Below are 11,988 nucleotides of genomic sequence, written 5' to 3'. Positions count from 1 at the left end.
AGTTTGGACACTTTTGGTATGCGTGATCAGCCTCCCTATCTGCCGCCTCCTGAGGACGTCCTGGAGATCGGTGCGCCTGGGCAGTTCGCAGCGCTCGCCCACCCGTTGCGTCAGAGGTTGCTCTTCGCCCTGGGCCACCGGCCTGCCACCGCCAGCCAGCTTGCGGCGCAGCTCGACGCGAAGAAGGGCAACGTTGCCCATCACCTCAAAGTGCTCCGCGAAGCCGGGCTGGTCCACATCGCCGAGACCCGCCAGGTCCGCGGCGGCACCGAGCAGCACTACCAGCGCACCGCCCGCCGCATGGTCGTCGCCGAACCCCAGGCGGCAGGCACCGCCGCGATGCTCGCCGCGGTCGCCCAGGAACTGGACCGCTCTCCCGCCGAGACCCACCTGACACTGCGCCACCTGCGTCTCAGCCCCACGAAGGCACGAGAACTCGGCGAGAACCTCGCCCAACTGGTCGACGAGACCGAGGAGAATGCAGAGGACGAGCCCGTGCACGGCGTGTTGGTGGCGCTCTATCAGCAGGCCCTGCCGACCGGCACCACCACGTCCGCCTAAGGGCTTGCAGATCATCAAGGTGTTGCTTCCTGTCCTGGGGTTCATTGGGGTGGTATGCGCATCCCGGACGAGACTCGTGCCCAACTCGCTGTGAAGCTCGCGGTGTTGTTTCCTCACCTGGGCGAGCGGCAGCGGCGTCTGTTGATGGCTGCGGAGGCCCGGGGGCTGGGGCATGGAGGGGTGCGGGCCGTCGCGCGGGCGGCCGCGGTGAGTGAGACGACGGTCCGCAAGGGCGTGTTCGAGCTGGAGGCGGGTGAGGATCCGTCGGGGCGGGTGCGTCGTCCGGGCGGGGAGCCGCAAACGGGTCGCCGATGTCGACCTTGGGCTGCGGCCGGCACTGCTGGCTCTGGTCGAGCCGGATGTGCGGGGTGATCCGATGTCGCCGCTGCGGTGGACGGTGAAGTCCACCCGCTCTCTCGGGAGGCAGTTGACCGGGGCCGGGCACCGAGTCAGTGCCGACACCGTCGCCGGCCTGCTGCGGGAGGAAGGCTTCAGCTTGCAGGCCAACGCGAAGACGATCGAGGGCAGCCAGCATGCGGACCGCGATGCCCAGTTCCGTTACCTCAACGAGCGGGCCCGCGAGCATCGGGATGTCGGCCAGCCGGTGATCAGCGTGGACACCAAGAAGAAGGAACTCGTCGGCGAATTCAAGAACCATGGCCGCCAGTGGCGGCCGGCAGGTGACCCGGTGCCGGTGCACGTCCATGACTTCCTCGACCCGCAGTTGGGCAAGGCCATCCCGTACGGGATCTACGATCTGGCGGCGAACACGGGCTGGGTCAACGTCGGCACGGATCACGACACCGCAGCCTTCGCCGTGGCATCGATCCGCCGCTGGTGGCACGGCCGGGGCCACGACGCCTACCCGCAGGCGACACGGCTGCTGATCACCGCCGACAACGGGAGGCTCCAACGGCTACCGCACCCGGGCCTGGAAACTCGAACTCGCCCAGCTCGCCGCCGAAACCGGGCTGACCATCACCGTGTGTCACCTGCCGCCGGGCACATCGAAGTGGAACAGATCCTGGCCACCGTGCTCCATCTGCGAGTCGCCCCGGCCGCGGAACCACTCGCCGTACTGTTCGCCAGCAGCCGCACCGCCATGCACCGCACCCTCCTGAAGAAGACCGTGCTTGTCGGTTGCCTCGATCGCTCAGGGCTGTACGGGGTGCTGTCGCAGCTGGAGGTGCTCGGACTCGACGTGGTCGAGCTCAGTCGCACCTGCCCGCCGAGCCCCGCAGCCGGCCCCCGTCTCAGCACCTTCCGTATGACAGCCGCCTTCGGATGCCGGTGAGCGTGCTAGAATTTTGCGGCTTTCCGGTTTGATTCGGCTCTCCAGCATGCCGCGATCTGGCATGAAACAAGAGGTTCGGCTCGATGCCCCGCACCACTGGGTGAGGAGGCCGCCATGACGCAGTACGGCGGAGGCGGATTCGGGCAGCTGGTCGGTTCCCGGTATCTGCCGATCTCTGAGCACGGCTTGATCGGTGATCTCCGTACCGCCGCGCTCGTCGCCACCGACGGCACCATCGACTGGTACTGCTGCCCGCGCTTCGATGCACCCAGCGTGTTCGCGTCCCTACTCGACGCCGACCGGGGCGGCAGCTTCGAACTGTCCGCGGACGTGCCGACCCGTACCCGGCAGTTCTACTTTCCCGACACCAACGTCCTGATCACGCGGTTCTTCGCCGCGGACGGGGTGGGGGAGATCCAGGACTTCATGCCCGTCGTTGACGAGTCCCGCGAGGCGGACCGCCACCGGCTGATCCGGCGGGTGATCTGTGTCCGCGGAGTGCTCCCGTTCCGGGCGAAGGTCGCCCCGCGCTTCGGTTACGGGACCGAGTCGCACACCGTGGAGCTCGGGGATGGCCACGCGGTGTTCCGCTCCCCCTCTCTGTCCCTGGCCCTGACCGCCACCGTGCCGATCGAGACCGACGGCGTGGACGTGTCGTCGCACTTCAAGCTGCTGGAGGGCGAGTCCACGGTGTTCGCCCTCGACCGGGTGAGCGCCGATGTCGGCCCGCGTGCCTGCCCCAGTCGGGAGGCGGAACGGCAGTTCGAGGCCACCGTCCGGTTTTGGCGCCACTGGCTGTCCCGCTCGCAGTACCACGGGCGGTGGCGGGAGATGGTGCATCGCTCGGCCCTGGCGCTGAAGCTGCTCACCTACGCGCCCACCGGCGCGATCATCGCCGCGCCAACCACCAGCCTGCCCGAGCAGCTCGGCGGCGAGCGCAACTGGGACTACCGCTACGTCTGGGTGCGCGACGCGGCCTTCTGCGTCTACGCCCTGCTCCGTCTGGGCTTCACCTCGGAGGCCGAGGCGTTCATGGGCTTCATCTCCGAGCACGGGATCATGCGGGGCACCAAGGAGACCGGCCCGCTGCAGATCATGTACGGCATCGACGGGCGCTGCGACCTGCCCGAGTACGAACTGCGCCACTTCGAGGGCTACCTCGGGTCGGCGCCAGTACGGGTGGGAAACGCCGCCACGGGGCAGCTCCAGCTGGACATCTATGGCGCGCTGATCGACTCCGTCTATCTCTACGACAAGTGGGGACAGTCGATCAGCAGCGATCACTGGGACGAGGTCGGCGCCGTGGTGGACTGGCTCTGCGACCACTGGGACCAGCCCGACGACGGGGTCTGGGAGACCCGGTCGGGTCGGCGTAACTTCGTCTACTCGCGGCTGATGTGCTGGGTCGCGCTGGAACGGGCGATCCGGATGGCGAACCGGCGCGGGCTCCCCGCCGACCTGCCCCGCTGGCAGCAGTCCCGCGACGCGATCTACCGGCAGATCATGGCTCGCGGCTGGTCAGCCGAGCGCGGCGCGTTCGTCCAGGGGCTGGACGACAACGTCCTCGACGCGTCCCTGCTGATGATGCCGATGGCCAAGTTCATCTCGCCCACCGACCCCAAGTGGCTCTCCACCCTGGACGTGCTCACTTCGGATCTGGTCTCCGACTCGCTGGTGTACCGCTACGACCCGGCAGTCAGTCCGGACGGGCTTCGGGGCTCCGAGGGCACCTTCTCGATCTGCTCCTTCTGGTATGTCGAGGCGCTGGCCCGGGCGGGTCGACTGGAGGAGGCCCGGCTGGCCTTCGAGAAGATGCTCACCTACGCCAACCACGTTGGCCTGTTCGCCGAGGAGATCGGCCGGACCGGCGAACAACTCGGCAACTTCCCCCAGGCATTCACCCATCTCTCGCTGATCAGCGCCGCCTTCAATCTGGACCGCGCCCTGGGCTGACGGTGGCTTCGCAGGAGGAAGCGCCGACGTCGCAGGCCAGGCCGCCCAGTTCGCCCTCCGCGAGGGTGCGGGCGGGCAGGGCGAGCAGGCCCGGAACATCGCGCGCTCGTCCTCGTCGATGGCGGAGAGCAGCTCATCCGCCGCCCTCACCTGTCGCTGCAGGCCACGGAAGGTTTCGACGCCTCGGTGGGGCGCGACGATCTTGCGCGGGTGGCGGTCGGCAGGATCGCATCGACGCCCCTCAGACTCGCCACCTCCAGGTGTCGAGCAGGCAGGTCATCACCGTGCGGTCGATCCGCAGGCAGCCGACCAGCGCGACCTGGTTCGGCCACCAGCGGATCCTGGGCAGGCGTAACGCTCCGGGACACAGCCGTCGCCTCGCCAGGTGCGGGCCGCTAGCGGGATCCGCCACCGGGCGTGCCACCACCACCCGCCCGCGTGAAGGCGGTGGCAATGGTACGGAGATGGCAAAACGGCAGACACATGGAAAGCGGATCCCGGGTAGGGACTGGCAGTTGAACAAGCCGTGCTGTCCTCAGTCACGATGACTCACCGTCCTCAACTTCATCAGTCCGACGCTCCTGCAACTGCTGTATGAGAGCAGAGGCTTGGAGCAAGCCGTTCCCTCGCCAAGGACCGACGCCTGCCCTGTCCCGGAGTCGTTGAGGCCGGCACGACGAATGAGCCAGGCCAGACGCGGGCGGTGGCGGTCTGCAGTACGGAGCGCCGTAGGGCCTGGACGTACATGGTGAGCTCGGTGGGATCATCGCCGTCCTGGAGGAAGGCGGTGACAGTCTCCTGGCGGGGGCGCCCTGCGGTCTTGCCCCTGGTCGGGCGCCCGGAAGCCAGACCGCTCATGTGTGGCGTGCCCGCCCGACAGGGCGTGAGCACGGATCCGTTAGGCGGCGTGCCGCGCCTTTCGCAGGCTGCTGAACGAGGAGTGAATCACGTGGGGGCACGTCTTGGTTGCCGATCGCCTCGGCGATGTCCTTGGCGACGCGCTTTCCGGCCGCCATGTCGCGGACGGTCAGGGTGACGGCAGCTTCCACCGCGGCCAGGGCCGGCAGTTTCCGCGCTGAGCCCGGAGGCGGCGCCGGTGACCAGCGCGCGGCGGTCGGCGAGGTGGATGCCGAGCGCGGGCGCCGGGGAGCCGGCTCTGTTCGACATCACCTTCCACGTGGGCCTCGGCAAGTCCCGGTTCGCCGAGCTCGCTTCGGCCGGCGACGAGGTGACCGGCCTGCTGCTGTCAGTCGCCCGTCGGCTGGCCCACGAGCCCGACGGCGCCTTCCTCCGCGTCGCCAGTGCCGCACACGGCCCCGCCGTATTCCTTCGCCAGGGCCTGTTCGGAGTGAAGAGCTGTCGGGCGGTTGCGGCACGGTACGACAAGAGTGCCTACGTCTTTCATGGGGCGGTCACGCTCGCCGGGCTGCGCATGTGGGTACGCAACCGACCCCATGCAACAGCCTCGGGCAGAACCAACTGCCCTGTGCCGGTCGCCTATTTGGGCTATCCCTCTCCTCCCCGGGCGGTGGAAGGCTGCCCTCACGTTCTCTCGCAGCAGACCACGTTCCTGGGGCACCACCGCAGCCTGGACCACGCAGCGACAGGTGAGCGGATCGATGGGGGAGAGCGCCCTGGTCCGCCGTGCGTGGCGGACCGTCACGGCACGCTGCCGCGCCCCCGTCCCGGGCCCGGCCCGGCAGGGCGCCCGTCCCCGAAAGAGCACGATCATGAATGCGGGCCCCGAGACTTTCACCGTGGCCGTGCTGCCCACCGCTGCCGGAACGGTCACCGCGAGCACCTCCCTGTCCGGAGACCTGAGCGGCAGCGACAGCACCACCACCACGATCACCGGCAACACCTTCGACTTCTCCGGTTTCTTCGCGCCGGTCGACAACCCACCCAGAGTGAACGCGAAGAACGCCGGGTCCTCGGTGCCGCTCAAGTTCAGCCTCCACGGCGACCAGGGCCTGAACATCCTCGCCGCCAACTCACCCGCCTCCCAACAGGTCAACTGCACCACCGGCGCCCCCACCGGACCCCTGGAGCCGACCACCGCGACGACCGCCCTCACCTACGACTCCAGCACCGACCGCTACACCTACACCTGGAAGACCGACTCCACGTGGGCAGGCACCTGCCGCCACCTGCCGCCACCTGCATTTGCAACTCACCGACGGCAGCGACCACATCGCCTACTTCAGCTTCCACTGACCCCCACACCCCCAGCGACAGTGGGCGCCCGGCCACCCAGCCGGGCGCCCGCCGCGGCCATACGCACGTTCGGACCCATCGGGCAGGCCCTAGGACAGCGGACGTACCTCCGTGACGATCGTGTAGAGCTCGACGATGACACCGTCCCTGTTACGGGCGATGTCCATGCCGCGGACCATCGGCGGGTGATCGCCGGGCGGGCCGTCGTCGAAGCCCAGGCGGCCGCCCTCGTTCCCGCGCAGCCCTCACCGCAACTGCTGGCCAGGTCCATCTGGGCCACCCTGCACGGCCTCGCGGTGCTCAGCCTGCGCCAGCCCCACCAGAGGTTCGGCATGGATGAAGCTCCCGAAGACCTCGCCGGCAGCACACTGTCGGCGATGTTCGGGCTGTAGCCGAGCCGCTCGCCCAGGTCCGCAAACAGGCAGGTTCTGTCATGGCTTCTTGTGCGTGTCCGCCGGATCGCAGCGGTTTCCGAGGACGTTGTCGATGTGGGCCGCGAGCGAGGTGTGCAGGGCTTGGGGTGTCATCTTCTGGTCGTCGATCAGGTACACCACCAGGTCGGCGCGGATGGCGGCGAGCAGCGCATGGGCAGTGAATTCCGCATCGTGGACGCCGGGCACCTGATCCAGTGCCTCGCGGAGGATTTCGTACCACGCGCCGTAGTGCTCGGCCTGGTAGGGGCTGCTGAGTCCGGCGTCCTCCGCGGCCGACATCAGGTTCCGGTTCTCGATCTTGAAGTGCAGTGCGGCATCGAGGAGGTCCCGTACCCGCTGTTGCGGTGAGGACCCGGAGTCCTGTGCAGCCTGTACGGCTTGCCGCAGGGGTTCGAGGCGGGAGGCGATCACGGCGCCGATCAGGCCGGCGCGGTCGCCGAAGCGACGGAAGAGGGTGCCTTTGCCCACGCCCGCGGCCGCGGCGATGTCGTCCATCGACACGCTGTGAGGGCTGCTGCTGGCGGCGAAGAGGGCGTCGGCGGCGGCCAGGACGGCTTCACGGTTGCGCAGGGCGTCGGCGCGTTCCGGGCGCTGGGCCACAGATCCTCCTTGGTCTTCGGCCGGTCCCGGCCCCAGGGAATGATATTCGGTGGGTTCGGGCGCGTGGCGGCTCGCGCCCGGCGGCGTTCGCCGCGTGTGGGGCGGTGGAGGGGGGCTGCGTGGGGTGAAGCGGGGGCAGATGATGTCGTCACCGGCATCAGGACCGGCGTCAGGACCGGCGTCAGGACCGCCGTAGGCGGCGAGGCCGAGGTTGCGCAGCGTCTCGATCCGGAACGGCGGATCACCATGGAACATCAGCTGCTTCACAGCAGAGCCCGTTCGGCGAAGGCCCGGAAGGTTCCCGGCGGGCGGCCGGTGAGCCGCTGGACGGTGTCCGAGATGCGGTCCTCGGCTCCCTCGGCGATGGCGCGGTCCATGCCGGCCAGCATGGTGGCGAACTCCAGCGGTATCTCGGCCGCCCAGCGGTCGCGCAGCTGCTCGAAGGTCAACTGCCGGTGGACCACGGGACGGCCGGTGACCTCGGCGATGGTCGCGGCGACGTCGCTGTAGGTCAGCGTCTGTGGCCCGGTCAGGATCAGGTCGGTGTTCGGGGCCTGTTCGTCGGTCAGGGCGCGTACGGCGACGGCGGCGATGTCCACCGCGTCGACGAACCCGACACGGCCGTCTCCCGAGGCCGTGAGGATGGCGCCGTCCTCACGGATGCTGCGGGCGTGGGGAGTTGAGCCGGTGAAGTTCTGCATGAACCAGGAGGGCCGCAGCACCGCCCACTGCTCGAACAGGCCGGGCAGTGCCTCATGGACCTGCCCCACCGCAGGACCGCCCGCTGGGATCGCCGACGAGCTGAGCAGCACGGCGCGGTGCACTCCTGCCGTACGGGCCCGGCGGAGGAAAGGCAGCATCACCGCGGCCGGGTCCGAGGAGCCGATCGGCGGGACGAGGTAGACGCGGTCGGCGCCCTCCACCGCCCCGTCCCAGGTGGTGGGTTCGTGCCAGTCGAAGCGAACCGCCTCGGCGCCCTCCACCGGGGTGGCGCGTCGGCCGGCGGCCTTGACCCGGTGGCCCTCGGCGATCAGGCCGGCGGCGACGCGGCGGCCGGTGGTACCGGTCGCCCCGATGGCCAGGGTGGCGCTGGGCGTGTTCACTGGTTTGCTCCTACGAAGTCGGCGCCGGGTTCCTGGACCGCGAGCGGGTTCCAGTAGTCGCGGTAGGCGGTGATGCGCCCCTCCTTGACGGTGACTACGGCGATGTAGGTCATGTCGAAGGGGCTGTCCGTCGCCACCAGGCGGCCGACCCCGCGCATCTCCACCACGATCGTCTCGTGGGCGGTGGTCTGATGGACCGTCACGTCGGGGAAGTCGTGGAGGTCGATGTGGCCGGGGTAGTGGCGCATGTAGTCCGCGATGGCCTGTCGGCCCTCCAGCCGCGCGGGCCAGCCCTGGGGTGCGAAGGGGAACTCAAGGACGCCGCCCTCGTCCCACAGGTCCATCCAGCCGGGGACGTCCTTCTCCAACAGGAGTTGCAGGCCATGGCGGTACAGCTCCGCGGCGGTCATGGGCACCGGCACTGTCATGTTCAAGGCTTCCGTTCTGCTCGAAGGCATGGCGATTCCAGCCCCTCGGGTGCGGTCACGCGTCACGAGAGGTACGACATGGGGGCATGGCGGTCTCTTCATGGCGGGCGCCACCCGAACAAATACGGACCGGCGGTCCGTATGGGTTCGAGAATACGGACCGCTAGTCCGTTTTTCAAGGTTCGAGTGTGGCGCGTGCTGCGATCAACCGTCGCGGGGCTGGCGCGGACGGCGTCTGCGCCCCGCCCCTCATCGCGGCGCCACAGCTCAGCGGCCGCAGGGCAGTTGCCCTGCGGCCGCTGAGCTGTCCCGTCACGTTCGCCGGCTGCCGCGCGGCGGCGGGTATGTGGCCGTGCAGCGGCGGAGGTCTATCCCTGGGGGGTGGGCAGTGGGTCCGGGCCCACCATGCGGTGCCCGCGGTCGGCCGAGTCGCGCACGGCGTCGAAGCTGTAGCCGAGCATCTCTGCCTCGTACGCGTGCAGGGCCTCCGTCAGCGGTCGGCCGTTGGTCGCCTGGGCGAGTCGGTCGGTGAGTATGCGGGCGTCGCGCAGCGCGGTGTTCGTGCCGACGCCGATGGCAGGGCTCATGACGTGGATGGCGTCGCCGAGCAGGGTGACCGAGCTGGTCTCCCACGGGCCGATGGGCACGCTGGTGCGGACCGAGACCGGGAAGAGCGAGGCAGGGTCCTGCCGGGCCACGATCTCGACCAGCCGCGGGTGCCAGCCTTTGACCAACGGCAGGGCCAGCGCCCGCAGTTGCGGGCCATCCATGGCGAACAGCTCCTGGTCAGTGCAGGGGAACTGCTCGCGTCGGGCGCCGACGACGCAGGCGAGGTAATCGCTGTCGTCGCTCAGCTCGATCTGCGGAGCGATGCGACCGGCCGCCTGGCGCATCGGTTGGCGGTACTGGACCGGGGCGAGGCCGACGAAGCGGCGTTCTGCGCCGACCACCGTGGTCCACAGGCCCAGCAGATCGGGCGGGACCAGCGCACGGGCCTCGTCGTCGGCGAAGGGGACCTTCCCGTACAGCAGCCGCAGTCCGGCATCGACGACCTGGGCCTGGGGCAGATACTGCTGACGGACCGCCGAGTTGACCCCGTCGGCGCCGATCAGCACGTCGCCGGTGGCGCTGGTGCCGTCCGCGAAGTACGCGGTCACGCCGCCCGGCGGGTTGATCTCGTAGCGGGTGAGCCTGGCTCCGTAGTGCACGCTCTTGGCCAGACCGGACAGCAGGATCTGACACAGCGTCATTCGATTGACGGCCAGGTGCCCGCCCCCGGGCAGGCCCTGGATGAGCGGGAGTTCCTGGGCGTGCAGAAGGTTCAGCTGATGGTCGAAGGTGTCCATGCGCGGGCCGGGGTTGCCCGCGGTGGCCGCGAATACCTCGAACGCCTGCGGCGTCAGCACCGCCTTCAGCGCGGTGATGCCGTCGGAGTTGATGCGGATGCGGTAACCCTGGTTACGGAAGGCCGCGCCGGGGTCCTTCTCGTAGACGGCGACGCTGATCCCCGCCTGGCGAAGCCCCTGCGCAAGAGGCAGACCTCCCAGCCCGTCCCCGGCGATGATGACGTGCATATCCGACACAGCTGTGTCCCTTCTCGATCACGAAACGAAAAGGGACGCACCGGGTGTGCCTCAGGGGCACTGTACGAGCGAGCAACCGCCATCCGGACTACCTACCGGACTGTGACTTTCGTACGTCCGCAAAAAAGCTAGCACAGGGTCGGCTACGAGCCAGGTGCGCGTCTGGGACAGCGCCGACGGGATCTATGGCACCAGAAGCGGACCGATATTCAAGCTCCCACAAGAAGCTCTCTTGCAAGCCCCGTTGCTCGGTGTCCCACCATCACGGCGCTGCTCAACCGGGGCCGAGACCGCTTCCTCCGTCCAGCCGACCCCCAAAGCATCCCGGACTCCGCCGAGCAGGAAGAGGGCCACCGATGACCCCTGCATTCGATCTGCCCGCTTTCCTGACGGGGCTGCTGTATGGAGACGAGAGCGCCGAGCCGCTGGAACGGACGCTCGGCTGACTGCTTACACCTGACTTCGTCCAACGCGTCAACGGGCGGACATACCCGCGGTCCGAGTTTGCCGCACACGTGCGGGAGAGGCGCCAGTTGGCCATCGGCTGGGGTGAGTTGTGGGTGCCGGAACAGGTCACTACGGACGCCGCCGTCGCCGGCCGCTACCTGTTCCGGATGGTGTCGCGGGCGGACAGGTGCTGCCTTCCGAATACCCATCTGTTCGCACGGGGTGACGGCGGCAGGGTCGCCTTACCGGAGGCGTCACTCCTCGGGCCATGCGACGACTCTTCTGGACCCGAGCACCTGAGTTGTTGATGCCAACTCGGGTTTTTTGGTGAGGACTTCGTCATCGGATGGCTTCGCACGGGTCGGTGTGTTCCGGCATCGGAACCGGCGCTGCCGACGGTGGCGTCCCGTCCGGGAGTATGGCGCTCCCGTCCAACTAACAAGAGACAACCGCCAACTGGCCGGCGGCTGCCCGGGGCAGACGCGCGACCGCGACAGAGCCGACCGTCCGTTTGCAGTGGCCCACTTGAATTTGGTGGGGCTTGGATGCCTCGAAGACCGTCAAATTGGGTGGTGACGCTGGGGTTCCGCCGAGGCGACGGGTTGTTCTCGTCCCCATGGCGTTTCGCCGCCACCAACATGCCCACCTCTCCAGGCAGGTCTCGTCGGGGAATGACGCCGGTCAGACGATCGCGGTCGCCGCGGACTTGACCGGGGTGTCTTGGTCACGGTGTGGACCGCAGTGGCGGGGCCTGCCACGTCATCCCCGGCGGCTGGAGCAGGGGCGAGGGCTCGGGTCCGGGGTCATCGGCGTGGACGACTCCGGCGGCCGAGGGGTCGAAGTCGGCGGGCCAGTGGGTGTGCTCGCTGGCCAGGGCACCGGTCAGGCGTGCGTCGACAAGGTCAGCAGTGCCCAAGTCGGAGCCGCGCAAGTCAGCCATGCGCAGGTCGGCGCGGCGGAAGACGGTGCCACGGGCGTCGGCCTTGCGCAGGTTTGCCTCGCGCAGGTCGGACTCGGTGAAGTCGGCGTCACACAAGACGGTTTCGACCAGCTTTGCGCCCCGCAGGTCCGCCAGAACACACCGGGCCCGGCGAAGAATCGCAGTCGTGAGGTCAGAGTGCCGTAGGTTGACCGAGACCAGGGATGCCTGGGTCAGATTGGCGTGGTACAGGCCCGCCGCCTCCAGGCAGGCACGGTCGAAATTGACCTCGGGGAACCACAGTCCGTCGCAGTCGGCCCGGCGCAGGTCGGTGACGCTGAGATTCACCCAGGACTGCTCCCGGTGCCGGCACAGCACGCCGAGCGCGGTCAGCGCCACTTGGGCGTCGGCGGCGCGGGTCTCCAGGGGTGCGATGTCGTTGATGGCCACGT

The 11,988-nt window shown here is 68.9% G+C and carries 9 protein-coding genes and 2 pseudogenes; 5 read left to right on the top strand and 6 right to left on the bottom strand.

Going from position 1 to position 11,988, the window contains the following annotated elements; all coding sequences use genetic code 11:
* Window positions 1-18 precede the first annotated feature (18 nt).
* The 3 genes and pseudogenes from ACSHXC_RS06235 (at window position 19) to ACSHXC_RS06225 (ending at window position 3,808) form a co-directional block, all read left to right on the top strand.
* Window positions 19-561 (top strand): ArsR/SmtB family transcription factor, encoded by a 543-nt coding sequence (locus tag ACSHXC_RS06235; protein ID WP_438290595.1) that lies wholly within the window; start codon window positions 19-21, stop codon window positions 559-561.
* Window positions 562-615: 54 nt separating this feature from the next.
* Window positions 616-1,583, top strand: a pseudogene (locus ACSHXC_RS06230) (ISAzo13 family transposase); the annotation flags it as partial.
* Between the two features lie 386 nt (window positions 1,584-1,969).
* Window positions 1,970-3,808, top strand: coding sequence for a glycoside hydrolase family 15 protein (locus ACSHXC_RS06225; protein ID WP_438290594.1), 1,839 nt, complete (start codon window positions 1,970-1,972; stop codon window positions 3,806-3,808).
* Window positions 3,809-4,049: 241 nt separating this feature from the next.
* Here the strand turns inward: ACSHXC_RS06225 and ACSHXC_RS06220 are convergent, their stop codons facing one another.
* Window positions 4,050-4,220, bottom strand: a complete 171-nt coding sequence (locus ACSHXC_RS06220) for a hypothetical protein (RefSeq protein ID WP_438290593.1) — start codon at window positions 4,218-4,220, stop codon at window positions 4,050-4,052.
* A gap of 936 nt (window positions 4,221-5,156) precedes the next feature.
* On the opposite strand from ACSHXC_RS06220, the pseudogene ACSHXC_RS06215 reads away from it, so the two are divergent.
* Together ACSHXC_RS06215 and ACSHXC_RS06210 are read left to right on the top strand one after the other, a co-directional pair.
* Window positions 5,157-5,252, top strand: a pseudogene (locus ACSHXC_RS06215) (IS5/IS1182 family transposase); the annotation flags it as partial.
* Window positions 5,253-5,538: 286 nt separating this feature from the next.
* Window positions 5,539-6,414, top strand: coding sequence for a PxKF domain-containing protein (locus ACSHXC_RS06210; RefSeq protein ID WP_438290592.1), 876 nt, complete (start codon window positions 5,539-5,541; stop codon window positions 6,412-6,414).
* Window positions 6,415-6,453: 39 nt separating this feature from the next.
* Here the strand turns inward: ACSHXC_RS06210 and ACSHXC_RS06205 are convergent, their stop codons facing one another.
* The 5 genes from ACSHXC_RS06205 to ACSHXC_RS06185 all read right to left on the bottom strand — a co-directional run bounded on the left by ACSHXC_RS06205 (window position 6,454) and on the right by ACSHXC_RS06185 (window position 11,986).
* Window positions 6,454-7,056 (bottom strand): TetR/AcrR family transcriptional regulator, encoded by a 603-nt coding sequence (locus ACSHXC_RS06205; protein ID WP_438290591.1) that lies wholly within the window; start codon window positions 7,054-7,056, stop codon window positions 6,454-6,456.
* Between the two features lie 263 nt (window positions 7,057-7,319).
* Window positions 7,320-8,159: an NmrA family NAD(P)-binding protein gene (locus ACSHXC_RS06200; protein WP_438290590.1), complete on the bottom strand. Its 840-nt coding sequence runs from the start codon at window positions 8,157-8,159 to the stop codon at window positions 7,320-7,322.
* Window positions 8,156-8,587 carry a nuclear transport factor 2 family protein gene (locus tag ACSHXC_RS06195; RefSeq protein ID WP_438290589.1) on the bottom strand — a complete coding sequence of 144 codons (432 nt, stop codon included), beginning with the start codon at window positions 8,585-8,587 and terminating at the stop codon, window positions 8,156-8,158. Before ACSHXC_RS06195 ends, ACSHXC_RS06200 begins: the two co-directional genes overlap by 4 nt.
* Before the next feature lie 368 nt (window positions 8,588-8,955).
* The gene (locus ACSHXC_RS06190; RefSeq protein ID WP_438296457.1) at window positions 8,956-10,161 is read right to left on the bottom strand and encodes an FAD-dependent oxidoreductase; all 1,206 of its coding nucleotides are present in this window, start codon (window positions 10,159-10,161) and stop codon (window positions 8,956-8,958) included.
* Between the two features lie 1,180 nt (window positions 10,162-11,341).
* Window positions 11,342-11,986, bottom strand: a complete 645-nt coding sequence (locus ACSHXC_RS06185) for a pentapeptide repeat-containing protein (RefSeq protein ID WP_438290588.1) — start codon at window positions 11,984-11,986, stop codon at window positions 11,342-11,344.
* Between the last annotated feature and the right edge of the window lie 2 nt (window positions 11,987-11,988).

Origin of the sequence: Streptomyces sp. HUAS TT7 (assembly GCF_051550175.1) — a bacterium.
GTDB lineage: Bacteria > Actinomycetota > Actinomycetes > Streptomycetales > Streptomycetaceae > Streptomyces.
The sequence above is the reverse complement of the archived record's forward strand: the minus strand, read 5'-3'. Positions and strand labels throughout refer to the sequence as shown.

What these genes read in the sequence shown, in the direction of transcription:
- ACSHXC_RS06235 (WP_438290595.1), top strand. Translation starts at nt 19, where the DNA reads ATGCGTGATCAGCCTCCCTATCTGCCGCCTCCTGAGGACGTCCTGGAG.
- ACSHXC_RS06225 (WP_438290594.1), top strand. Translation starts at nt 1,970, where the DNA reads ATGACGCAGTACGGCGGAGGCGGATTCGGGCAGCTGGTCGGTTCCCGG.
- ACSHXC_RS06210 (WP_438290592.1), top strand. Translation starts at nt 5,539, where the DNA reads ATGAATGCGGGCCCCGAGACTTTCACCGTGGCCGTGCTGCCCACCGCT.
- ACSHXC_RS06195 (WP_438290589.1), bottom strand. Translation starts at nt 8,587, where the DNA reads ATGACAGTGCCGGTGCCCATGACCGCCGCGGAGCTGTACCGCCATGGC.
- ACSHXC_RS06190 (WP_438296457.1), bottom strand. Translation starts at nt 10,161, where the DNA reads ATGCACGTCATCATCGCCGGGGACGGGCTGGGAGGTCTGCCTCTTGCG.